Source organism: Litorivita pollutaquae, assembly GCF_003205515.1.
GTDB lineage: Bacteria > Pseudomonadota > Alphaproteobacteria > Rhodobacterales > Rhodobacteraceae > Litorivita > Litorivita pollutaquae.
Window position 1 is genome coordinate 1 of the sequence record NZ_KZ826486.1, and the last position, 24,162, is coordinate 24,162.

General features: G+C 56.2%; 23 protein-coding genes and 1 tRNA gene. 14 read left to right on the forward strand and 10 right to left on the reverse strand.

The genetic code is table 11. The annotated features are described in order from the left end of the window. Positions 1–548, forward strand: a 548-nt coding sequence (locus DI396_RS11075) for an IS3 family transposase (RefSeq protein WP_110796294.1), incomplete at its 5' end; no start/stop codon positions are given. A 58-nt stretch (positions 549–606) separates the two neighbouring features. Here DI396_RS11075 and DI396_RS11080 read toward each other — a convergent pair. Together DI396_RS11080 and DI396_RS11085 are read right to left on the reverse strand one after the other, a co-directional pair. Further along, positions 607–1,356 (reverse strand): KAP family P-loop NTPase fold protein, encoded by a 750-nt coding sequence (locus DI396_RS11080; RefSeq protein WP_110796295.1) that lies wholly within the window; start codon positions 1,354–1,356, stop codon positions 607–609. 1,218 nt (positions 1,357–2,574) lie between these two features. Next, positions 2,575–2,808, reverse strand: coding sequence for a helix-turn-helix domain-containing protein (locus tag DI396_RS11085; protein WP_204362842.1), 234 nt, complete (start codon positions 2,806–2,808; stop codon positions 2,575–2,577). Positions 2,809–3,163: 355 nt separating this feature from the next. On the opposite strand from DI396_RS11085, the gene DI396_RS11090 reads away from it, so the two are divergent. The 3 genes from DI396_RS11090 to DI396_RS11100 all read left to right on the forward strand — a co-directional run bounded on the left by DI396_RS11090 (position 3,164) and on the right by DI396_RS11100 (position 7,310). Then, positions 3,164–3,781 carry a hypothetical protein gene (locus DI396_RS11090; protein ID WP_162617214.1) on the forward strand — a complete coding sequence of 206 codons (618 nt, stop codon included), beginning with the start codon at positions 3,164–3,166 and terminating at the stop codon, positions 3,779–3,781. Then, the gene (locus DI396_RS11095; protein WP_110796298.1) at positions 3,778–5,829 is read left to right on the forward strand and encodes a head maturation protease, ClpP-related; all 2,052 of its coding nucleotides are present in this window, start codon (positions 3,778–3,780) and stop codon (positions 5,827–5,829) included. Before DI396_RS11090 ends, DI396_RS11095 begins: the two co-directional genes overlap by 4 nt. 392 nt (positions 5,830–6,221) lie before the next feature. Continuing rightward, positions 6,222–7,310, forward strand: a complete 1,089-nt coding sequence (locus DI396_RS11100; RefSeq protein WP_110796299.1) for a tyrosine-type recombinase/integrase — start codon at positions 6,222–6,224, stop codon at positions 7,308–7,310. Between the two features lie 39 nt (positions 7,311–7,349). On the opposite strand, the gene DI396_RS11105 is transcribed toward DI396_RS11100, so the two are convergent. The 5 genes from DI396_RS11105 to DI396_RS11130 form a co-directional block, all read right to left on the reverse strand. Continuing rightward, positions 7,350–7,426 (reverse strand) — tRNA-Arg (locus DI396_RS11105). A 138-nt stretch (positions 7,427–7,564) separates the two neighbouring features. Further along, the gene (locus tag DI396_RS11110) at positions 7,565–8,197 is read right to left on the reverse strand and encodes a hypothetical protein (RefSeq protein WP_162617215.1); all 633 of its coding nucleotides are present in this window, start codon (positions 8,195–8,197) and stop codon (positions 7,565–7,567) included. 276 nt (positions 8,198–8,473) lie between these two features. Continuing rightward, complete coding sequence (locus tag DI396_RS11120; protein WP_110796458.1) at positions 8,474–9,874, reverse strand: sensor histidine kinase; 1,401 nt, start codon at positions 9,872–9,874, stop codon at positions 8,474–8,476. A 26-nt stretch (positions 9,875–9,900) separates the two neighbouring features. Next, a complete protein-coding gene (locus DI396_RS11125) occupies positions 9,901–11,319 on the reverse strand; it encodes a dihydrolipoyl dehydrogenase family protein (protein WP_110796302.1) in 1,419 nt (472 codons plus the stop codon). A gap of 1 nt (position 11,320) precedes the next feature. After that, entirely contained in the window at positions 11,321–12,061 is a 741-nt protein-coding gene (locus DI396_RS11130) for a TVP38/TMEM64 family protein (protein WP_110796303.1), read from the reverse strand. Between the two features lie 378 nt (positions 12,062–12,439). Between DI396_RS11130 and rpmH the strand changes: the two genes are divergently transcribed. The 7 genes from rpmH (at position 12,440) to yihA (ending at position 18,808) form a co-directional block, all read left to right on the forward strand. Continuing rightward, positions 12,440–12,574, forward strand: coding sequence for a 50S ribosomal protein L34 (gene rpmH, locus DI396_RS11135; protein ID WP_048599009.1), 135 nt, complete (start codon positions 12,440–12,442; stop codon positions 12,572–12,574). Positions 12,575–12,607: 33 nt separating this feature from the next. Further along, positions 12,608–13,132, forward strand: a complete 525-nt coding sequence (gene rnpA / locus DI396_RS11140) for a ribonuclease P protein component (RefSeq protein WP_110796304.1) — start codon at positions 12,608–12,610, stop codon at positions 13,130–13,132. Further along, entirely contained in the window at positions 13,129–13,383 is a 255-nt protein-coding gene (yidD, locus tag DI396_RS11145) for a membrane protein insertion efficiency factor YidD (RefSeq protein ID WP_110796305.1), read from the forward strand. The genes rnpA and yidD overlap by 4 nt, the downstream gene beginning before the upstream one ends. Positions 13,384–13,423: 40 nt before the next feature. Next, positions 13,424–14,293, forward strand: coding sequence for a tRNA 2-thiocytidine(32) synthetase TtcA (ttcA, locus tag DI396_RS11150; protein WP_110796306.1), 870 nt, complete (start codon positions 13,424–13,426; stop codon positions 14,291–14,293). A gap of 55 nt (positions 14,294–14,348) precedes the next feature. Further along, entirely contained in the window at positions 14,349–15,899 is a 1,551-nt protein-coding gene (locus tag DI396_RS11155) for a putative bifunctional diguanylate cyclase/phosphodiesterase (protein WP_110796307.1), read from the forward strand. Between the two features lie 231 nt (positions 15,900–16,130). Next, on the forward strand, positions 16,131–17,960 hold the full coding sequence (yidC, locus tag DI396_RS11160; protein ID WP_110796308.1) for a membrane protein insertase YidC: 1,830 nt from the start codon (positions 16,131–16,133) through the stop codon (positions 17,958–17,960). A gap of 179 nt (positions 17,961–18,139) precedes the next feature. Beyond that, positions 18,140–18,808 carry a ribosome biogenesis GTP-binding protein YihA/YsxC gene (gene yihA / locus DI396_RS11165; protein WP_110796309.1) on the forward strand — a complete coding sequence of 223 codons (669 nt, stop codon included), beginning with the start codon at positions 18,140–18,142 and terminating at the stop codon, positions 18,806–18,808. A 66-nt stretch (positions 18,809–18,874) separates the two neighbouring features. Here yihA and DI396_RS11170 read toward each other — a convergent pair whose 3' ends face one another. Continuing rightward, positions 18,875–19,459, reverse strand: a complete 585-nt coding sequence (locus tag DI396_RS11170) for an outer membrane protein (protein WP_110796310.1) — start codon at positions 19,457–19,459, stop codon at positions 18,875–18,877. Between the two features lie 317 nt (positions 19,460–19,776). Here DI396_RS11170 and argB point away from each other — a divergent pair, with 317 nt between their 5' ends. Genes argB through DI396_RS11185 form a run of 3 tightly spaced genes read left to right on the forward strand, consistent with a single transcriptional unit; the run spans position 19,777 to position 21,977 of the window. Continuing rightward, the gene (gene argB / locus DI396_RS11175) at positions 19,777–20,637 is read left to right on the forward strand and encodes an acetylglutamate kinase (RefSeq protein ID WP_110796311.1); all 861 of its coding nucleotides are present in this window, start codon (positions 19,777–19,779) and stop codon (positions 20,635–20,637) included. A gap of 60 nt (positions 20,638–20,697) precedes the next feature. Beyond that, on the forward strand, positions 20,698–21,489 hold the full coding sequence (locus DI396_RS11180) for a sterol desaturase family protein (RefSeq protein WP_110796312.1): 792 nt from the start codon (positions 20,698–20,700) through the stop codon (positions 21,487–21,489). Positions 21,490–21,497: 8 nt separating this feature from the next. Further along, entirely contained in the window at positions 21,498–21,977 is a 480-nt protein-coding gene (locus DI396_RS11185) for a SixA phosphatase family protein (RefSeq protein ID WP_235851846.1), read from the forward strand. Positions 21,978–22,035: 58 nt separating this feature from the next. On the opposite strand, the gene DI396_RS11190 is transcribed toward DI396_RS11185, so the two are convergent. Both DI396_RS11190 and DI396_RS11195 read right to left on the reverse strand, forming a co-directional pair. Then, the gene (locus DI396_RS11190) at positions 22,036–22,827 is read right to left on the reverse strand and encodes an amino acid ABC transporter ATP-binding protein (RefSeq protein WP_110796314.1); all 792 of its coding nucleotides are present in this window, start codon (positions 22,825–22,827) and stop codon (positions 22,036–22,038) included. A 14-nt stretch (positions 22,828–22,841) separates the two neighbouring features. Next, on the reverse strand, positions 22,842–24,161 hold the full coding sequence (locus tag DI396_RS11195) for an amino acid ABC transporter permease (protein WP_110796315.1): 1,320 nt from the start codon (positions 24,159–24,161) through the stop codon (positions 22,842–22,844). Position 24,162 lies beyond the last annotated feature (1 nt).

Here is a 24,162-nt window from a genome sequence, read left to right on the forward strand (position 1 = left end):
AGCACCCACAGCACCGGATTTACCCATACCTGCTCCGGAAGCTACCAATCACGCGGCCGAACCACGTTTGGTGCAGTGACATCACCTACATCCCTGTGAGGCGTGGGTTCTTGTATCTGGTCGCCATCATGGATTGGGCGACCCGCAAGGTCTTGGCGTGGCGGCTCTCGAACACGCTGGATGCCCGTTTTTGTGTCGAAGCCTTGAACGAGGCAATCGCTAAATACGGCAAGCCCGAGGTCATGAATACGGACCAAGGATCGCAGTTCACGGGTGCAGCCTGGATCACCACCTTGACCGAGGGAGATGTCAAAATCTCAATGGATGGTCGAGGTCGTTATCTCGATAACATCTTCATCGAACGGCTGTGGCGGTCACTCAAACAGGAGGCCGTATATTTGCACGAATTACAGGATGGGTTCCAAGCCAAACGCGTGATTAAAGACTGGATTGGGTTCTACAACTCTGAACGGCCTCACACAGCCCTCGACAAGCGATCCCCAGACGACGCATTCTTCGACACGGAACGAACCCAAAAGGCGGCATGACACCAACCCGATTACATCTTAGCTGAGCCGCAAAGCTGTCCTAAAAAGCAGGACCACTTCAATGATGGGCCACACTTTCCAAATAGTTTGGGTTAACCATCAAGAAGAAGACAAACCCCTCCCTCCCGAAGACCAATTTCATAGCCTCCAGCAAGGAAATCGCATACTCTGGGTGGCATCTGTCGAGCTCATCAATGATGATGATAATCCGTTTGGATTCGGCTCCTTCGGTAAGCGCATCCCTGAGCCGGTCAATTTGTGCCGGAAACTCCTCTTGCCTAGCTTTTTCCGCCGCAAGATGAGTGGCCAGTATCTGGCCCGCCGCTTTTGACATACCAGCTTCGAGCTCATCTATTGTATTGTCTAGCGCTTCTATATCAGGTGATTGATCTTTGATCCGCTCCGAAACCAGCTCAATGACTTCCTCGGCCCCCGAACGTAGCACTGCGCGCACTATTGCCTTCGATGCGACCCCTGCAATTTTCAAGGTTTTATTCTTGATCGCCTGAGACAGCGGTTTGCCTGACACAGGGGTGGCAGCTATGAGCGCGGCCATGAAGGTTATCATGGGATCGCCAGAGTAGTCTGATTGCTGAGCATCAATCTCAATTACAAGTTCGCCGCTCTGCCGAAGTTGCTGTGCCCACGCCTTACGGAAGAAGGTTTTGCCTTTACCAAAACCCGCCTCGATAGATATCACTTTTGAAGTGTCTATTGATTTCACAATATTGGTGAAGGTTTGACCATACTCGGCGAACCCTAATTGGTCCTTGACCCAAACATCGTCGCAACTGTTTTCTAGGTCCATTTACTCTCACTAACTAAATTTTGGTCTGAACGCCGCCAACAGAATGAGACACTTGTTTTTGTCTCATATTCTCAGGGCCTAATTGATCCAAGTCGAGATACTACTGTAACAATCGGCATTACCAGTTTGCAATGGATAGGATTGCAGCGGTTTCGCCCGCTGCAAAGGTGAAAAATTGCCATCGCGATAGGCGAAAGGTCTACCTCTCGCATCTTTGGTTCGTTTTCTCCACGCAACGATGCCGCTATGAAGTGGGTTGCTAATTTGGCGCGCTCAGCCTTGAGAGTCCACGCTGATGCCGTGGTGTGCGGAGCTAAGCTCACCGCCCCTCTACCCCCTCCCAAATTCGCTGTGTGGCGCGACCCCAGATCGCAGGCACCTCACTTACCCACAATTTTGATTTCCGGACCGTATTCCACGGGTTGCCCTAACATCGACCGGTTGCCCAAACTCAGAAACAATTCAGCCGACAAATCCGATCAGCTTCAAGTGACTGAGACTTGGTAAAATTGGCGGGGTGTAGAACGGGACAAGGGGGGCACCCCCCTACGGGGGGTGTCCCTCCCCCCGTGTCCCACTCCACTCTCACCGGGACAGGTCGGGACTAGGCGGGACAAGACACGGTTGTCCCAAACCCTTCCAAAACTTACATTCAGGCAACCGCTGCAAGGTCTATCGCCTTAGTTTCTCAGTTTTTGCGTAGCGTAGGTTTCAATTGAAACGTTGCGCGCCGAGAGCTCGCAAGAGAGGGTGATTGTATTGCTCAAAACAATCATGGAACAATATTTCAGCCCCGCGCGCTCTTCGCAGTTGAGCCATCCGGCAAAGATTGAGTTTATGGGTCCTCCCAAAGGGCAGGCCCTCACGGGAGTAATTCGCACCCCATGCAATTGACTTAAAAGAAAAAATCTTCAAGTTGAGATTTGGGTTGTTGTTGTTGTCCCTTGAGCAACCAATATCCGAAGCGCATATCAATATTGAGGTTAGGGTGATGAAAGTAAGAGTAGAGGTTGAAGAGAGCTATTTCGGTGGCGACCATGGGAATGATGTTCCGGGAGTGCGCGTGACCTGCACGCACTGCGATCACTCCGTCGAGGTTTTCGGAACGGGAGAATCTTCAATCCGAAGAGGCGCGGTCATGCTCCGCGAGGAATGCCCGGCGCAAGAAGACAACTTCTATTCATTCGAAGACTAACCATCATCCCTAGTACCTCAGTCCTAACTTGAAGTTGGCTTGGCTAAACGCACTCCGACACCAGCACCGTTCTCTGGAACAAAAATAACACCGCCAGCTTCAAGAGCCTTCCTTATGCTCTCGATTGTTGAGGTGCGGGTATCAGAGCCATTTTCTATTCGAGAAATCGTGTTTGCCGTAATCCCAGATTTGTCCGCGAGATCGCGTACCGACCATCGGAGTGCAGCTCGTGCCATTCGAAGTTGATCTGCATTCATGGTGTATTTGTCCAAATTTACGTTGACAAGGCACCTATAACTGATGCTAATTTGTACAGTATCACCTTAAAGGGTGTAGAACAACAAATTAGGATCATCGATTATGAATGCACCACACTCGCCCGCCACAGAACAACCCATCACAAACTTGAGGACACTTGCGAACCTTTTGGAACTCGCTCTGCACGCCCCTGATGGCGAGGTCACCACCGGCGGAAAAGCAGCAATGCAGTTGGCAGCTCGAAACATTGTTCTCCTCGTCAGCGATTCACAAAGTGTATAATTAATTGCGCACTAGTATTGATGTCTGGGGGAATTAGTGTATATCCAGTTACACACTAGTGGAGAGAGAACGATGAAAACAGTAACGACGCTTCGGCTAAGTGAATTCGCAAAAGCCTGTGGTCACAGCCGGGAAGCGATCAGAAATGATATCGCAAGAGGCGTTGCGCCTTGGGATGAACTTTTTTTTGAAGAAGGCAAGCAAAGAAAGTTTGATGGCTCGCACGTAATGGCATTCAAGCTTTGCCAAATGCTTGCCTCTCAAGGCATCACTGCCGAAGTGGCTTCTGCTCCATTACGGGAAGGCTTCAAAAACCTTCGAGACTGGCTCACTGCTCGCCAAGATCGGCTGGCTAGCACTAGCAATCAATGCTTAGCGATCATTTCCGCATATGAGTTCAAGCGCGGGAAAGGGCTTTTCTGGAATACAAAATCCGTCATTGGCACACCCCCTGAAATTCGCCAGGCCTTTGAAGACGCATTTCGCGCAGTTCGCAAACCCAGAGACATCAATGGAATAACCGCGGAAAACATGTGGGACGAGCCCCTTGGGGCGCTCCGAGTAAACCTGGTAACATATGATTTAGCCTATAAAGCGGCCAAAGCTCAGGCAAGGGAGAACGGGTTTGATCTGAACTTCTTAGATATTGAGCCAACCCCCCAGCCTGATGGGTCGAAGGAACCCGAATGACCAGTTTAGCACTCGGGCGCACCGAGCGGCCTCCAATGCATTTGGATCACGACTACCTTGAGCTTCGACTTTCAGGTGTGGTGGGTATCGACTTTGATGCTGCCTCGGTGTCAGACGCTTTGCAATTTTCCGTCGGCCCTTTGCGTCTTTGGTTAAACTCTGGCGGCGGGATCGCTTCCGAAGGCTCTGCTATACATGCGCTTTTGTCCTCTTACGAAGGCCACAAAACAGTCGTCGTTCAGGGCATCGCGGCAAGCGCCGCCTCCGTTATCATGATGGCAGGCGACCGGATCGAAATGTCAGCTGGGTCGGTTCTCATGATCCACGATCCTTCGCAGGATATCACGAACTATCGCGGCACAAGTCAAGAGCACCGGAGGGTCGCTGAAAACTTGGACACTATGTCCAAGGCAATCGCCCAAATCTACTCGAAAAGGTCGGGCAGGCCACTTTCTGAGGTGCTGCAAATAATGGCGACTGAAAGCTGGTTCACCCCTGACGAGGCTGTATCTGCGGGTTTTGCAGATGCGGTCATTACTGAAGGCGCTCAGTTACCTCCGGCAGAATTTGACTACAGAGCATACGCTCATTCTCCTTTAAACCTGATCCAAATGTCCGTTCGAAACCGTTGGGTCAATAATTTTTGTAAGAAAGCAATCATGGCGAAACAATTGATCGTTGAAACTGAAGCACCTGCAATCAAAGACCCGCTCCCACCCAGCCTCATGCCGATCATGAGCACTGCGGATCGCACTGATCCGCATAAAGAGTTGAAGAGAATCCGAGCATTGACGAACTTGGCGGCCCAACCGCTCGCGCAGAGCGTAGATGCTCTATCGCGCCTCGACGGATGGATCACTGAAGGGGTCACTCCAGAAGCCGCGAGTAGCTTCATCATGGAGGAGCTTGCCGGTCTGCACGGCCAAAATTGTGGCCGATTGACCGATGAAGTTTACTATGGAAAACATTCTGTTGGGATGTCTTGGGATGGCGGCGAAGGCCTGAGCAGCAAGATCGCTGACGGTATCTATTCGCGCGTCAACCGAGAGCATAAACCGACTATGGGGCGCGAGTTTGCCGGTGCTTCTCTCTCCGAGATCGCCGATATTTGCCTCCGAAAGAACGGCAAATCCACTTCGATGGCCTCTGTTGCGTCTCGCGTTGAAATGGCCCTGCACACAACAAGCGATTTCCCGAACATCCTTCGTGATGTGGGGAATATGTCGCTTTCCAATGCCTATGAAGCTGCCCAGTCCGCGATCAAACAGACCAGCCGCGAAATAGCGGCTTCAAACTTCCGGACTCTGCACTCGGTTAAGGTATCAGCGGGGCCTGACCTTGAAGAGGTGGATGAGCACGGAGAGTTCAAATCAGGCACGGTGGAAGAGGGCGCGGCGACCTTTGCCGTGAAAACTTATGGTAAGATTTTTGGCATCACCCGGCAGGCTATCGTCAATGACGATTTAGATGTTTTCTCAAATATGTTCCCAATTCTCGGTCAAGGCGCTGCAAATACGGAGGCCAAACTGTTTGCGGGCTTGCTTGAAGAAAACGGCGGAGCTGGGCCAAAAATGTTCGACGGCAAAACACTGTTCCACGTTGATCACGGTAACATCGGCCAAGGCGCAACTTCACTGTCGGTGGCCAGTTTGGGTGTAGCGCGAGTTGCGATGCGCCGCCAAACAGGGATCGCCGGTGAAGCCATCAATGTTGTCCCAACTTTCCTCGTTGTTCCACCGGAACTCGAAACACTTGCGGAACAGGTATTGACTGAAATCGCGGCAAGTGAAGTCGCGCACGCCAATCCCTTCGCCGGGAAGCTTAAACTTCTGGTCGAGCCCCGCCTTACGAGCCAAACTTCTTGGTATCTGAGTGCTGCGCCGGGTGCGCCTGATGGCCTTCAGCACGCTTATCTAGACGGGGTATCAGGCCCTCAGTTGTTCACACGCGAGGGTTTTGAAGTGGATGGCATCGAGTATAAAATCCGAATGGATTTTGGTGCCGGCTTCACCGATCACCGAGGCTGGTTCATGAGCCCTTCCGCCTAGTATTCAGAGCAACCTTTCGCTCTGCCGAGATCGTATGACTGGTTTCCTTTCCGCAATGTCATACGCCATGGGGTGCTTGGTTTTTGGCATTGAACCGAGCACCTCAGAACCTCCTACTCAGGTATTTTTCTCGCCTCAAGAAAACAATATTTGGAATTTCCTATGTCCAATCCATCGCTCTCACCCGCCACCCAAGCAATATGCGTAAACAAAGCGAGCGCCGCTGCAATGCTCAATCTTTCGCCCGGAAAATTTTCTGAACTCATTCAACATGGTGCAATGCCTCAGCCACGCTGTGTAGGTACACGCCGCCTCTGGCTCGTGACCGAGCTTTACGCATTCGCTGCCGCACTCCCGTCTCAAGATGAAGAAGACAGTTGGGGTGACCTTTGATGTCTCAAAAGGCCAAACGAGAGTTTCCCGGCGTTACCGCATACTTGGATAGACACAAGAAGCGGCGTTTCAGGTTTCGAAAGCGGGGCTTCTCCGCTGAAATTCACGGAGAATACGGCTCGAAGGAGTTTCGCGCCAATTATGAAGCGGTAATCAGGGGGCATAAAAGCCAAAATATCTGCATCCAAGACACTCAGCGAGGCACGATCAATGCTCTGGTGGTATCTTACTACCAAAGCCCCGAGTATGTGTCGTTGAGTGATAGCACTAAGGCGACATACCGGCGCGAAATCGAGCGCTTGCGCAACGAACATGGGCATAGGCTCGTGACACAAATGAAACGCCAACATGTTGTTAAACTGTTAGAACCGCTCACAGACCGACCGTCGGCGCGCAACAATCGCCTTCGTATGCTGCGGATGCTGCTCAATCATAGCGTCGAAATCGGTTGGAGGTCGGATAACCCAACGAATTCAATTAGGAAAATGCGAACCGGGTCGCAGGGATTTCATACATGGACCGAGAGAGAGCTCGCCGCATTTTTTGCCTACCATGAAATAGGATCAACCGCGCGCACCGCAGTAACGCTAATGCTCTACACGGCATGCTCTCGAGTAGATGTTGTCCGTTTGGGGTGGCAAAATGTCTCTGACGGGCGCATTCGGTATCGCCGCAAGAAGACCGAAAGGTTTTCCGAAGTTGTGGTCGATATCCCTATTCACCCCGACCTCCAAGCAGTTCTTAATATACTATCATCATCGCAACTAACGTTTCTTGAGACTGCAGGAGGTCGCTCCCGATCCCCTAACGGATTGGGAAATGCAATGCGCCAGTGGTGCAACGATGCAGGCCTGCCAGACTGCACCTCTCACGGTCTGAGAAAAGCGTGCGCGACCCGGTTGGCGGAGGCAGGCGCATCAGAGCGCGAGATTATGGCTTGGACTGGTCACGCTTCGCCGCAAATGGTCCAAATTTATGCCGGAAAAGCGAGGCGAGGGCTCATGGCAGATCAAGGATTTGCCAAGCTTCGCAAGAACGAAACGGGTTCAAAAAATGCCGAACCCAACAAGAAAGGTTCGTCAAAATGAGAGAATTTCACAGGGGAAACAACGCCTTAAAGGCAGAAGTGGCGGACTGGGGAGGATTCGAACCCCCGACCCCTTGATTCGTAGTCAAGTGCTCTATCCAACTGAGCTACCAATCCGTTGCGGCGTGATGTAGTCGGCGCTCCGGTGCTTTGCAAGGGCTATTTTTACAAAACGGCCCAGAATATACCGGATTACAATCCGCCTCCTGATTTCACAGGCATCCGGCGCGTGCTATCGGGCAGCGGCGTTGCGCCTCAGCGGGCCGGCGTAACGGTCTTCATCCTATGCGCGGGCTTGGCGGGAACGGTATCGCCCAAACCCTGCGCGGCAAAATTCCGCATCCGCAGCTTTTGCAATTCGGTCAACGCGACCTGCGGTTTTGCAGGTGTCATTGTCTGGCGGCCCTCCGAAGTTAACAATTGGGACACCCCTCCGGAATCCACCGCCGGGAGGGGCTTGGCGGGATGCTGCTGTGCGCCTGTGCCTTGCGCGGGAATTGCGGTGGCAAACCCAGCAATCATCTTCATGATCCCTGCCATTGCGTCACCCTGTCCGCCGACCGTCGGTATCATATCCGAAGGCCCGGACATCCGCTCTGACCGGTCCGCCCCTGAGCCCAACAACAACGCCTGTGCCTGCGCCATCGCATCGCCGGCCTGGCTGGTGGCCGGCGGCCCTGCGGGGGCGTAGCCATAATCCAATGCGCCCGGATCGCTCAGCATCACGCGATATTGCGCCAGAACCGCGCCTATATCGGGGATCTTCTCTTGCATTCCTGGCACATAGCGCAATCCGAATGACAATGCGCCAAGCATCAATAGCCCCATCATCAATCGTGTCAGGATACGGAACATAACCGCCCCTAACAGCTTAATAACAAAAGACATATCTACCTCGCATCCATTCACAATCCGATCACAAACGTGGAAGACTCGGCAACACCAGCCACGCCGGACCATAGCTGCCCCATGACAACCCCACGGCTGCTGGCAGCACGATCGCCGAACAACATGGCTGCATTGGGGCCATGAAAGGGAGAGAATTTGAAGGCGGCGCTCTGCCTGCGCTGCCCCGCGCAGGGATCTTTTGACGGCTGTTCTTGCAAAATCGCAGGACACACCAAAGCCCGCATTCCGCCCGTCACGCCACCTAAAAGCGCCCGATCAATCTAATGCAGACGCGTCCGCCACACCCTCCATCGGAAGGCAAATGCGAAAGGTGGTCCCCTCTGCGCCGGTGTCCAGCAGATCAAGCCGTCCGCCATGGCCGCGAATAAGTTCGGCAGAAATCACCAAGCCCAAGCCCGCGCCGCCCTTGCGGGCACCGCCCTGAAACGCCGTGAACAGGTGCTCGCGGGCCTTGGGGGGCAGACCGGGACCGGTATCGGAGACATCAATGATCCATTGCCCGTCCCGCTCGGATGCGCGCACTGCAATCTCACCTGCCTGACCGGTTGCGACGATGGCTTGGCGTGCGTTGCGCACCAGGTTTGAGATCACACGATGCAGCTGTTCGGCATCGGCTCGCAACGTCAATGACGCGGGCACATCCTCGGCAAAACTGACCTCGGCATCACCCACGGCCAGACGCTCGGCCTCGAAAACATCATCGACAAGATCCCAAAGTTTGACACTGACAATGTTCGGCGCGGGTTCCTCGGCACGGCCAAAGGTCAACGTGCTTTCGCACAGGTTCACCGCGCGGGTGATCGAGCCAACCAATTTCGGCGCCATCCGTTTGACGGCGGGATCTTCGCTCATCTCGATCCGGTCAGTAAACAATTGCGCCGACGTCAGAATATTGCGCAAATCATGGCTGATCTTGGCAACAGCGGAGCCGAGCAAAGCCAAACGCTCTTTTTGCTTAAGCGCGCCGGTCAGCTCGGTTTGCATCATCGACAGGGCTTCTTCGGCCTCGCGCAATTCCACCACACCGGCGCGCGGCGCATGGATATTACGCGCATCCTCGGGCGCGGCGGCATAGGCTTGCATATCCCCCACCAAGCGTTTGATCGGTTTGACCAAGAATGCCCGCACCGCCAAAAACAACAAGACGGCTGTGAAAACCGAGATCACGGCCGACAAGGCCAAAATCCGCAACCCATAATCAATCATCGCCGTGCGCAGCGGCGCGGTCTCCATCGTGACCTCGATCAAAACCCCCGCCGCATTGGTCGGATACCCGATCAGCCGGATCACGCGCGGTTCCGGGTCAAACAATCGGGCCATCGCATCGCGGATCAACACAAACGGCCCCGCGCCGCGCAAATCAAAGGTCGCATCAATCGGTTGCGGCAAAGGCGAAGACAGCGCCAATTGCCGCGCCTCATCACGCCGCAGCACCACGTTGAACACCTCTGCGTTGCGCAAGAGTTCCTCTTCAAGGTCTTCGGAAATCATATCATCGGCCAACAAAGCCAGAGAGGCGATCTGCGCCCGCTCCAACCGGAGCAATAGATAATCTTCACGAAACCGCGCAATCGAAGGCACAAAAATCAACACCTCGGCCAGCATCACAAAGATGGTGGTCAAGATCAGGAAACGGCCCGATAAGGTGTTCAGCATGCGCACTCCGTCATCGCCCGCGCGCCTCAGGGCACCAAGCGTTGCACCAACCATACGGCGCGTTTCACCAAAGTGCTATCAAAGAGGCGCGGCGAGAAATAGGCCCCGGCGGCGCGTTTATTCACCTCGGCTATCGTCGGATAGGGCGCGACCATGCCCGCCACTGCCGACAGCTTCATTTTATTGGCGATGGCCATGGACCAGAGCGCGATCAATTCCCCCGCTTGGTGTCCTGCGATAGACACGCCGACGGGGCGGCCTTTGACCACCATCAACTTGATCCGGCCCGTGGTTTTGCGTTCGGCAATCGCGCGGTCGTTGTGGGCATAATCAAAGCGCACCACTTCCAAGGCGTCGCCATGCGCCTCTTTGGCCTCGGCCTCGGTCATGCCAACCTGCGCCAGCTCGGGTTCGGTATAGGTGGCCCAAGGAATATGCGCGGTCGGGGCTTTGGCCGGCAAACCAAACAAAGCCGACCGGATGATAATCCCCGCGTGATAGCCCGCGACATGGGTGAACTGCAGCCCGCCCGCCACATCGCCAATCGCATAGACGCGGCGATTCGAGGTGCGCAAACGGTCATCAACCTTGATGCCAGTTTTGCTGCGCTCGATTCCGGCTTTTTCAAGGTCCAACTTTTCAACATTGGCCTTGCGCCCAACCGCCAACAAAAGATGCGAGCCGGTAAAGGCGCGCCCGTCCTTGGCGGTAACGGTGATATGTCCCGCTGTTCCGGTAATATTGGCCGCCATTGCGCCCTCGGCAATCTCGATGCCTTCTTCACGCAGCCTCTCCAAAACGATGCCCGCCATTTCGGGATCATCCTTGGGCAGGGCCTTACCCCCTTCGATCACCGTGACTTTGGAGCCCAAACGCCGGTGCGCTTGCGCCATCTCCATGCCAATCGGCCCGCCACCGATAATCAGCAAATGCTCGGGTTGCTCGCGCAGATCGAACAGCGTCTCATTGGTCAGATAGGGCACATCAACCAGCCCGTCGATCGGCGGCACCAAAGGCGAAGATCCGGTGGCCACCACGATGCGCCGCGCTTTGATCCGCTGTCCGCCCGCCTCGACCTCACGCGCGGAGACAAAGCGGCCAAATTCGCGGATCACCTGCACGCCAAGACCTTCGAACCGTTCTTGGCTATCCACCGGCGCGATGGTCTCGATTACCCCCGCCACATGATCTTTGGCGGCGCTATAGCTCACATCAGGAACAACCGGCGAGACGCCAAACGGGCCGCCGGACGCCATCGCATAGGCGGCCTTACCCGCCGCCAGCAAAGCTTTGGACGGCACACACCCATAGTTCAGGCAGTCGCCCCCCATCTTATGGCCTTCCAAAAGCACGACTTTAGCCCCCATTTGCACCGCGCCGGCGGCCACGGACAATCCACCCGATCCCGCACCAATCACCAGAAGGTCACATTTGATCCGCTTCATCTCAGATCCCTTTCCGGCCGCGCAGGGCCTTTATAACGATTGGAAGCGCCGCCAAGGCGCAAAGCCCGAGGATCGGCAATAGTATCTGTGGCTCAAAGATAATGCCCAGGTCGGGTTTTTCACCCCGTGCGAAAATCTCGCCCAATCCCGCGCCGACAGACGTGTACACCAGCCCCCCTGGAATAATGCCGATAAAAGTGGAGATCACGAACCGCCGCAGCGGCACGCCAACCAAGGCGGGAACCAGATTGGCGACAAAAAACGGCACGGCCGGGATCAGGCGGATGAGAAACAACATCGACCATTGGTTTTCATCGATGCCGGTTTTGATCCGGCGGACCAATCCATCGCCAGCCTCCATCTTAGCCGACAATTGCGCACCGAGCCCCCAACGCGCCGCGAGAAATATCACCACCGCCCCCATGGTCGCCGCCGCAACATTATAAAGCGTGCCGGGAAAGATACCGAACAAGAAGCCGCCGGTCAGCGTCGCGATCGTCGCCCCCGGCAAGGAAAACGCCACGATAACAATATAAGCGGCGAGAAAGGCCAGCACCGTCGCCGGATAATGCGAATCGCGGAACGCCTCCAATGTCTCGCGATTTTGCGCCAGCGCATCGAAGCTGAGCGCATCGCGCAAAACCACGGCTCCGACACCGGCGATCACCGCGATCCCGATCAGCGGCAACGCCCGGCGCCCCGCAGATTTCGGGGCGGACGGTTTTTTTGTTTCAACGCTCATTGGGCATTCCTTTTGCGGCCATCGTTGCAAAATGCCCTCCCCCCCGCCGATTGCCAAAGTATTTCACCGCATCTCACGCGCGCTTGATCGCCCGTGACATCCCCGTTCAAACAGGTAAGACGCGGCGACCGACCCTGTAACATTTGGGCCGCCTGCCCCGGCGCTGCGGTATGCATCACCACACAGCTATGCCTCGGCACGGCAAACCCTACAGGCCTTGGCAAATCGCGCGGCCTATGCAAAAAACCTGCAAAATTCGGCCCATTCCCAACGCTGGGGTTTGACTTATCTGTGAACCCCCCCTATAGCACGGGCTTCGAATGACCAAGAGCGTGCGAATCTCGTGCGTTCCCCGCCTAGACAGATGGAGACGGAGCGATGAAACGCACCTATCAACCCTCGAACCTGGTTCGCAAACGCCGCCACGGTTTCCGTTCGCGCATGGCCACCAAAGCCGGCCGCAAGATTTTGAATGCACGCCGCGCCCGTGGCCGCAAATCGTTGAGCGCATAAGCGCCCCTCGCATTTTACGAGGCGATTTACGAAATGATACCGCCGGAGGCCCCAAAGGATGGCAGCATTGCCAGCCGGCGGGAATCGCCTCCGGCGGTTTCCGTTTGCCTGCGCATGCAGCCTAGGGTGCCTTCGATGGATAAAATCCTGACCCTTCGCAAACGTGCCGATTTTCTGACGGCGGCCCGCGCACGCAGACAAGGCACCGGCGCAATGATGGTGCAGGGGCGCAAACGTGCCCCAAACGAACCGGGCGGCGACGCGATCCGTGTCGGATTCACCTGCTCCAAAAAGGTTGGCAATGCTGTGGCCCGCAATCGTGCCAAACGCCGCTTGCGCGAAGCTGCGCGGTTGGTGCTGCCTGATTTGGGTCTTCCGGGATGGGATTATGTGCTGATCGGCCGTGCCGAAGCCACCGCCGCCCGCCCCTTTGAGGCGCTGAAAAGCGATCTGGCCTATGCCCTGCGCAAACTGCATGACGGTAGCGCCATGCCAGCGTCGAACCGCCCGCGTGGCCCGCGCGGCAAGGCGAAACCCAAAACCGCAGCGCCGACATGAGCCCGCTTGCCTATCTGCTGTCGCTGCCGGTTCGCGCGTATCGGCTGATCTTTTCGCCTTGGGTCGGGTATAATTGCCGCTATCAACCAACCTGCTCTGCCTATGCCCTTGAAGCGCTGGCCAAACATGGGGCGATCCGCGGCGGATGGATGGCGGCCAAACGCATCGTGCGGTGTAACCCTTGGGGCTGTTGCGGTTACGATCCGGTGCCGGATAAACCCGACGCCCCCTGCAATCACCGCCACCATTAGCCCGCTTGCCCTGTGTCCCACAAAGGCCTAAATCCGAACCATGCTTGATGAACCCGATGACATCCATGCGCTGTTTGCCAGCGCCCCGAAAACCACCGAGTTTCGCAAATTGCGCAAACGCATCGTGCGCTATACCCGTGAGGCGATTGAACAATACGGCATGATCGAACGCGGCGCGCGCTGGCTCGTGTGCCTGTCAGGGGGTAAGGACAGTTATACGCTTTTGGCGGTTCTACATGAGCTGAAGTGGCGCGGGTTGCTACCGGTCGATATCCTCGCCTGCAATCTCGATCAGGGCCAGCCGGGATTTCCCGCGACGGTTCTTCCCGAGTTTCTTGAGAAAATGGGCGTCGAACACCGCATTGAATATCAAGACACCTATAGCATCGTGATGGATAAAGTCCCAGCAGGCCGCACGTTTTGTGCACTCTGTTCGCGACTGCGGCGCGGTAATCTTTACCGCATCGCCCGCGAAGAGGGCTGCTCGGCGGTGGTATTAGGCCACCACCGCGACGACATCCTCGAAACGTTTTTCATGAACCTGTTCCACGGCGGGCGTCTTGCGACAATGCCACCAAAATTGCTGAATGAAGAGGGCGATCTATTTGTGTATCGCCCGCTCGCCCATGTCGCCGAATCAGATTGTGAGAAATTTGCCGCTGCGATGAACTATCCAATCATCCCTTGCGACCTTTGCGGCAGCCAGGATGGCCTGCAACGTCAACAGGTTAAAGCAATTCTCGACGGGTGGGAAAAAAATGCGCCCGGCCGCCGCCAAGTGATGTTTCGTGCCCTGATGAATGCACGCCCTTCGCACCTTCTGGACCCGAACCTGTTCGACTTCGCCAATCTGACGCGAGGTCACCCCGAAGAAAATGCCGATTTTAGTCAAATTCCTAAGATCCGTTAAACCTTAGTTGAGACACCGCGCTTAGTCTGAATCTTAAGTCAGAAGGAAACCGCACATGTCGCAGCGCGCCGGCCAACGGATCGCACAACTCAGGCAGAAACTCCGCTACACGCTATCGGGGCCGCAATTGCTGGCGTTTTTGCCGGCAATGGCGCTGGGTGCGTTTTGGATCGGCGGGGAAATGTCCTTGTTGATAATGTCACTCGGCTTGCCCATGCTGTTCGCATTGGTCGGTGGGTTTGACCCCGATCGTTCGGTTTCCTTGGGCCGCTCCCACGACAGCGTCACCGGGCTTGCGCTGCGCGACAGCCTTGAATTGGCGCTGGAAAACTCGATGACCGCCTCAATTGGCACCGCACGTTCAACCGCTTGCTTCATGCTCGAACTCGATGATTTCTCTGTAATTCTCGACCGTCACGGACAAGCCGCAGCCGATGAGATACTGCACCGCACATCGGACCGGCTGCGGGATGTGCTGCGTGACGGCGATCTGGTGTGCAGATTGGGCGACAGTCGCTTCGGCGTCGCATTGGCCCCCGTGCCGCATCTTGATCTGGAGGTCTCCATTCAGATGGCCGCGCGCCTCCATACCGCGATTGAAGAACCGATCTCTCTGGATGCGACCACGATTTATGTGTCGTGTTCGATTGGCTTTTGCCTTGCTTCGCGCGCCCCGCACGCCACCGGTGCGGCATTGTTTTCCGCCGCCTCTGTCGCCTTGGCCGAAGCCAGCCGCCACAGCCCCTCGGCGATCCGCTCCTATACCGACGAAATGAAGCGTTCCGAAACCACCCGTCACGTGTTCATGGATGAAGTCGCCATGGCCTTGGAAAACGGGCAAATCCAACCATGGTTCCAACCCCAGATCAGCACCGACACCGGGCTGGTCACCGGCTTTGAGGCGCTGGCGCGCTGGCAACACCCGAAACGCGGTATGATTTCCCCCGCCGAATTCCTGCCCGCGCTCGAACAATCGGGACAATTGGAGCGCCTTGGCGAAGTGATGTTGTTCCACGCCTTGACCGCAGTGCGCGCATGGGATGCCGCCGGATTGGCCGTCCCGCATGTCGGAGTGAACTTTGCCGGGGACGAACTGCGCAACCCGAAATTGGTGGATAAAATCCGTTGGGATCTGGACCGGTTTAATCTCCCCCCTGAGCGGCTATCGGTCGAAGTGTTGGAAACCGTGGTTGCGTCCTCGCCCGAGGATATGATTTCCCGCAATATCAATGGATTGGCCAAGATGGGGTGCCGCATTGATCTCGATGATTTCGGGACCGGTCACGCCTCTATTTCCTCGATCCGCCGCTTTGCCGTCGAACGGATCAAAATCGACCGCAGTTTTGTGATGAAGGTAGACCGCGACCCCGACCAACAACGTATGGTTGCCGCGATCCTGACGATGGCCGAACGCCTCGGCCTTGATACATTGGCCGAAGGCGTCGAAACCGTGGGAGAACACGCGATGCTATCGCAACTCGGATGCGGACACGTACAAGGATTTGGCATCGCCCGCCCTATGCCTTTTGACAAGACGATCGAATGGATCATCCAGCATAACGCCAAACTCGACGACACGCCGAAGGTGTGGAACCGCTTGCGCTAAACCATCGTGCCAAGCGGCCCAAGGCATCGCCACGACCGACACGCAAGATGCGCAGGTGCGGCGTGCGCATCCGGCGCAAACCTCTGCTGCACCCCCCTGCCTCCTGACATCCCCGATTCTCTTCGCAAAATAGGGTGAATTGCCCCCCCAAAGGGCAATATCCTCTTGACCTTTGCACCAGCACTCTGTTGAACCGGCCTGACTTATAAATGCACGGGGAAGCCTTCCGAGATGGACGATCAGAACAAGAACCTAATCCTTGCGACCGCGCTCAGTTTTGCCGTCATCCTGATTTGGTTCGTGCTGTTTCCGCCCCCCGAGGCACCAGTGGCCCCCGAAACCGCCCCTGCGACGATCACGGCGCAAACAGATGGCGGCACAGCCCCGATCTCCGGCGCAGTAGCCACAGCGGCCGACTCTGCCCCGGCAGCCTCCGCCGCAGCCGCGTCGGAAGACATCGCCAACGCCCCCCGCATTGCCATTGAAACCGCTCGCGTCAAAGGCTCGCTCTCGTTGCTCGGCGGCTATATCGACGAACTGGCGCTGAAAGATTATCGTGAAACCCTGGCCCCAGAGAGCGAAATTGTCTCTCTGCTCGCCCCCCGCGGCGAAGAGGAGGCCTATTACGCCTTCTTCGGTTGGGTCGCGGCACAAAACCTTGCCCCCGAGGACGTCCCAAATGGAAAATCCCTGTGGACGCTGGAAACCGGTGAGACGCTGACCGAAACCACGCCAATCACAATTGCATGGCAAAACGCCAAAGCGATGACATTCCGCATCACCCTGTCGATTGACGAAGACTACATGTTCACGGCGACGCAAAGCATCACCAATGCCAGCGGAGAAAGCATCGCGGTCGCACCCTACGGCATGTTGGTGCGCCACGGCGTTCCGGCGGATTTGAAGAAATTCTTCATTCTGCATGAAGGTCTTGTTTCCATGGCTGATGGCACTTTGACCGAAGCCTCCTACGATGACTTCACCGATTTCCCCGTCGATAGCAATTACACCGGCGTGTTCAACAAGGTCACACAGGTCGGCGAAAGCGGCTGGACCGGCTTTACCGATCACTATTGGATGACATCGCTGATCCCGACCACCAGTGGACCGTTCAAATCCACCGCGATCTACAGCGAAGCTTCGGACATTTACCAAACCCAAGCCATTTTGCCGCGTAGCGAGGTGGCCGCAGGCGCCTCCTCCAGCAGCGAAATCAAGCTGTTTGCCGGCGCGAAGGAATGGGAAACCATCCGCGAATACCAAAACGAGGGCGGCGTCAGCAAATTCCTCGATAGCATTGATTGGGGTTGGTTTTTCTTCCTGACCAAACCGATTTTCGCGGTGCTGCATTGGCTCAACGGCGTATTGGGCAACATGGGTGTCGCGATTATCGCTCTGACGCTATTGATCAAGGCGCTGCTCTTCCCGCTGGCCTATAAATCCTACGCCTCGATGGCCAAAATGAAAGAGCTGCAGCCCCAACTCGAGAAGCTGAAGAAAGACGCGGGCGACGATAAGGCCGCGCTGCAAAAAGAGATGATGGCGCTGTATAAAAAGGAAAAGGTCAATCCGGCGGCAGGTTGTTTGCCCATCCTGATGCAGATCCCGATCTTCTTTTCGCTCTACAAGGTGATTTTCGTCACACTTGAATTGCGCCACGCGCCGTTCTTCGGGTGGATCCGCGACCTTTCCGCACCTGATCCCAGCTCGTTCCTGAACCTCTTTGGCCTGCTGCCTTTTGCGGCCCCCGGTCCGGAATCGATCCTCGCCATTGTATCGCTGGGCGTTCTGCCGATCCTCCTGGGCGTCTCGATGTGGGTGCAGCAAAAGCTCAATCCCGCTCCCACCGACCCGGTGCAAGCGCAGATTTTCGCTTGGATGCCATGGGTCTTCATGTTCATGCTGGGACGGTTTGCGTCGGGTCTGGTGATCTACTGGATTGCCAACAACACGATCACCTTTACACAGCAATATCTGATCATGCGCAGCCATGGATACAAACCGGACGTGTTCGGCAATATCAAGCGCAGCTTCAGCCGCAAAAAGCCCGAAGCGAAGTAACCGCAAAGGCACCTATCCGAGCCTCCGGCGCAGAACCGGACGCGATAAAATCAGGCGGCGCGTCCCCGAACACTAGGGGGGCGCGCTGTGCCGTTTAACCCAGAGGGACGCATACACACGGCGGGCCCTCATCCCTTTGCAGCGGAGCAGCACCCGCAGCCAAGGGCGCGGAGACAGACATGACCCAATTGCCCTTTCCTTTGGCCGAAACCCCCGATGACATCACCCGTGAACGCGGCCGCCTGTTGTTCGCGGGCCCCTGTGATTTCCTCAAAGGCGTGGTGGCGATGGACGGCATGCCGCCTGCCGACCGGCTCGAAGTATGCTTCGCCGGACGCTCTAATGTCGGCAAATCCAGCCTGATCAATGCCCTGACCGGCCGCAAATCCTTGGCTCGGGCATCGAACACACCGGGGCGCACACAAGAGATCAACTTTTTCGAACTGGGCCTGCCGGAGAATAGCACCGAACGCTACCTCGTCGATCTGCCTGGATATGGCTATGCCAATGCGCCAATCCCGGTGGTGGAGAAATGGCAACGTCTGCTCAAACAATATCTGTCGGGGCGTCCGAACCTACGCCGTGCGTTTGTGTTGATCGACGCGCGTCACGGGGTAAAGCCCGTCGACGAAGAGATCATGAGCCTGCTCGACAGCTCTGCCGTGACCTTCCAATGCGTTTTAACCAAAGCCGATAAGGTCAAGGAAAAGGACCGCGCTTCGATATTGGACCAAGTGCGCGGCAAGTTGGCCAAACACCCCGCCGCCTATCCCGAATTGATCCTGACCTCTTCGGAAAAAGGCGATGGGATCGAGACCCTGCGCGCGACGATTGCCACATTGACCTAAACACAGCGATGAATCGCAAAAAGGGCCGCGTCATGCGGCCCTTTTCGATCATATATGTCGCGTGATTTAGAAGTTATAAGACACACGCGCCGAGAAGGTATTGAATTCCCCTTCCGAGGCCGTGCCTGCGAAGCTGTCGAAGTTGTGGTAAAGATATTCACCACCCAAAGTCACCCGGTCGGTCACTTTGTAATCCACGCCCAGACCGGCGACATAGCCGCTGTCATCGCCTGCGGAAGTTTCCACACTGGCACCACCTGCAACCGCATAGATCAATGCCGGACCTGCGTCATAACCGGCGCGCAGTTTCAAACGGTAGATGCTGTCGACGTCGGTGCCGCCCACGGAAATATCCGAAGCGCTGGCGTCGAATTCACCACCCAGAACGTAGTTGCCGAAATCATGGTTATACCCGACAAACACGCCGCCAATCGCGCCGTCACCGTCAAGGCCGGCGCTTTCCGCTTCGCCATAACCAAGTTGTACACCGGCATATCCACCGGTCCAGTCGGTCGAAACAACAACGGGCACAACAGGGGCCAATACCGGCTCAACCGGAGCCTCATCAATATTGCCAGCAAAGGAAGGTGCCGCCAGTGCGACGATAGAAACTGCAGAGGCAGCGGTGGTCAGAACAATCTTGCGAAACATGTGTTTCTCCTTTTCTCACGGGCGCTTAGCCCTCATTCGAGATCAACCGCTATATGCGGCCCTCGATCTCTTAACGCAGTAGATAGGTATTTGGTTTCACAGTTTAACCCCACAAAACCGGCGGCCTGCACGCATCGGCCAATACTGGCTCAAAACCGATGCTGCACGGCGGCATTATGCCGGTTCCCTGCCCCGCAACACTATTTGACAACCGTTGCTTTTCCGCCGCGCCGCCCACACTGCAACGCGCGCAGGGCCAGCAATCCGCTTGCGCTGCTGCCGCCCATTTCGGATAACGGATGAGAAGAGGGACCATCATGAAGAAGCAAGAGATGAACCGCGACTGGATCGCCACTGCCCGCACGCTCAGCCAGGCCCTGCCCTATTTGCAGCGCTATGATGACGCGATTGTCGTGATCAAATTCGGCGGACATGCGATGGGCGACGACGAGGCGATGGAGACCTTCGCGCGCGATGTCGTCTTGATGCGGCAAGTCGGCGTCAATCCCGTGATCGTCCATGGCGGTGGCCCGATGATCAACGAAATGCTCGACAAGCTGGGCGTGAAATCCGAATTCGTGAATGGCAAACGCGTCACCGACAAAGCCACGATGGAAGTGGTGGAAATGGTCCTTTCCGGCCGCGTCAACAAACGCATCGTGCAAGCCATCAATGAACAGGGGGGCCGCGCCGTGGGGCTGTCTGGCAAGGATGCCAGCCTGATCGAATGCGAAGCCGCGAATCCGGCACTTGGTCTGGTCGGCCATCCGGTAAAAATCGAGCCGACGATCATCCATTCCTTGTTCCGCGACGAAATCATCCCGGTGATTGCGCCGTTGGGGTTCGGGAAAAACGGCGAGACCTTCAACATCAATGGCGATACCGCAGCGGGCGCCATTGCCGCCGCATTAAAGGCCGACCGGCTGCTGTTGCTCACCGATGTGGCCGGCGTGAAGAACCGGGATGGCGAAGTCTTAACCGAGCTCAGCGCCAAGCAAATCCGCGAGATGACCGCCGACGGCACTATTGCGGGCGGGATGATCCCAAAAACCGAAACCGCATTGGCGGCGATCGAAGGCGGCGTCCGCGCCGTAGTCATTCTGGACGGGCGTGCGCCAAACGCCACCCTGCTGGAACTTTATACCGAGCACGGGGCCGGCTCGATGATCCGGATGTGATACATTGCACATCGCGCATGTGTGACTTGCACCGGTCCAAATGCAGGTTAGGGTAAGGCAATGGAATTTGAAACCACCATACGCCTTGCGGTTTTTTTGGGACTTTTTGCGCTTTTTGGCACGCTCGAGGCCCTATTGCCGCGGCGCAAGCGACGCGCCCCGCAGGCCCGCCGTTGGATCACCAACTGGGCCATCTCAATCGCTGACACGGTGACCCTCAAACTGGTGGCTATTGCCGTTCCGTTTGTGGCGGTTGGGGCCGCGATAGATGCGCAAAACAACGGCTATGGCTTGCTCAACCAGATCGCCGCCCCGGCTTGGGCGAAAGTGGTATTTGCCGTGTTGTTTTTTGATTTCGCAATATGGGCACAGCACCTCATCACCCATAAAATACCGGTCCTGTGGCGGTTTCACCGGGTCCATCACGCCGACCGCGATCTTGATGTCAGCACCGCCATCCGGTTCCACCCCATCGAAATAGCCCTGTCTATGGCCCTCAAAATCGGCTTGGTTTATCTGATCGGGCCTTCTGCCCTTGCGATCATCTTGTTCGAGGTCATCCTGAACGGCACTGCAATGTTCAACCACGCCAATATCCGCCTGCCCCTACCGCTTGATGCCGTGATGCGCCGCGTGCTGGTGACGCCCGACATGCACCGTGTCCACCATTCCGACAAGCGCAGCGAACATGACAGCAATTACGGATTTTCCCTATCTATCTGGGACCGGATGTTCGGCACTTACATCGCTCAACCTGCCAAGGGGCACGACGAAATGACGATTGGGTTACAATGGCAAGACGACCGCCCGAACCGGATTGGTTGGTCGCTGTTTTTGCCCTTCCGAAAATGAAACGCCTTTTGATCATACGTCACGCGAAATCCAGTTGGGATGACCCGTTGAGCGACGATCACGCACGAATATTGAACGGGCGCGGCCGAGCCGCAGCGACGGCCATGGGAGCATGGCTGCGGAAACAAGAACACCGCCCCGATTTGGCCCTGGTATCCGATGCGGCGCGCACTCAAGAGACCTTTGAACGGCTTAAGCTGGGCTGCGAACATATTGCGCTGCCAGCACTCTATCACGCCAGCAGCGACCGGATCCTGCACATTCTACAAGAAAAGGGCGGCAGCGCCGAATGCCTTGCTGTGATCGCCCACAACCCCGGCATCGGAGATTTTGCCGGCCGGCTTGTGGCCGACCGCCCCGATCATCCACGCTTTGCTAACTACCCAACCTGCGCGACACTGATCGCGGAGTGCGACATCACCGATTGGCGCGATCTTGAGTTCGGATGCGGGTCTGCGATCGCATTTCGCATACCCGCCGATCTCTAAAGAAATCCCCTAAAGCCCGCCGTGCACAGCGAGCCTTTGATTTGAAATCCGGCGCCGATCAGTGACCGAGAATCTGGCTAAGGAACAATTTGGTCCGCTCGCTCTGCGGATTGTTGAAGAACTCTTCCGGCTCGTTCTGCTCAACGATCTGCCCCTGATCCATAAAGATCACGCGGTTCGCAACCTGCCGCGCAAATCCCATCTCGTGGGTCACGCACAGCATGGTCATCCCCTCTTCGGCCAGCTCGATCATCGTGTCGAGCACCTCTTTGATCATCTCGGGGTCAAGCGCCGACGTCGGCTCGTCAAACAGCATGATCCGCGGCTTCATGCACAAGGACCGCGCAATCGCCACACGCTGCTGCTGCCCACCCGAAAGTTGACCGGGGTATTTGTTGGCTTGATCGGGAATTTTCACCTTTTCGAGAAAGTGCATCGCCGTTTCAACCGCTTCTTTCTTGGGCGTTTTACGCACCCAAATTGGCGCCAGCGTACAGTTTTCCAAGATCGTCAGATGCGGGAAAAGGTTGAAATGCTGGAAGCACATCCCCACTTCGGAGCGGATTTTGTCAATGTTTTTAAGGTCCGATGTCAACTCGGTCCCGTCGACAACGATCTTGCCCTGCTGATGCTCTTCCAGGCGGTTGATACAACGAATAAGCGTTGATTTACCGGAGCCGGACGGACCTGCAATCACGATCCTCTCGCCGCGATTGACCGTCAAATTGATGTCACGCAGCACGTGAAATGTGCCGTACCACTTGTTCATATTGACGATTTCAATAGCGATTTCATCGGACACCTGCATCTTTGTGCGGTCGATTTCGCGCTGTGTAGCAAGATCAGACATAGCGATCTCCTCTGTTAATGATGGCCAGTCTGAAGCTTGCGCTCCAGATACATGGAATAGCGAGACATGGAGAAGCAGAAGATAAAGAACACAACTCCGATGAAGATGAACAGCTCCCAATAGATGCCGGTCCATGCGCCGTCGGCGCGGATGGCATTGGCGAGGCCAAGCGGATCAAACAGCGAAATGATCGACACAAGCGTGGTGTCTTTGAACACGCCGATGAAGGTCGACACGATGCCCGGGATCGAGATTTTGAGCGCTTGCGGCATGATAATCAACCGCTGTGCCTTCCAGTAGTCGAGCCCCAAAGCATCCGCTGCCTCGTATTGCCCCGTGGGCAAAGCAGCGAGACCCCCGCGGATCACTTCGGCCATATAGGCCGCAGCAAACAGCGTCATCATGATCATCACCCGCAAGATGATGTCAAAATTCGTGCCCGGAGGCAGGAAGATATTCAACAGCGTCGAGGCCACGAAGAGCAAGGTGATCAAAGGCACACCGCGGATAAATTCGATGAAACCGACGCAGAGAGATTTCACCAGCAACAGATCCGACCGGCGCCCCAACGCAAGAATAATGCCCAAGGGCAAGGATCCAAAGATCGCTGTCACCCCCAAAGTAATGGCGAGCAAGAAGCCACCAAAATCACGCGATTCAACCGGCAACAATCCGATCTCAACGACAGAGGACAACCCCGACGCCAAAGGTGCGGCAGCGACAGCCCACCATAAAACCGCGCCCAGAATCGCAGCAATCACGCCGACAATCGCACCTCCGATTTTGCTGCCCATGCTCAGGAAAACCGCGCCGACCACAAATCCCGCCAGCACTGTAACAGGCGTCCAAAGCGATCCGCCCCAAAGCAGCCACACCGCAAGAAACGGAAAGAGCGCCGTGAACCACAAAAGCTTCGGCGTTACATAATCCGCAAAAAGCACGGGGGATATAGCGACGAAGAGCAAAACAAAGGTCAGAATTGGGCGCCAATAGGCTTCCGCCGGATAGAAGCCAAAGAGCAGCTGCTTCCAACGTTCGGAAATCACCCCCCAGCACGCGCCGCCATGGCTCCCCACGCCTTTTGCCGCGAGGATCTCACGACATTCGGTCAACGACTCGGCCCCAAAGGTCGGGGAAATAAGCCACGGCAAGATACCGGCGAGCAGATAATAGACCACCGCAAAGGCCAACAGGGTCAGAATGGTGTTGCCCCATCCGGCAAACAGGTTTTCGCGGGCCCATCCAACTGCACCGACAGATGTCGAAGGCGGGTTTTTTTGTGGCAACATGGTATCTCTGACGAAGAGAACCGTATCAGCATGTGTATTGCTCATC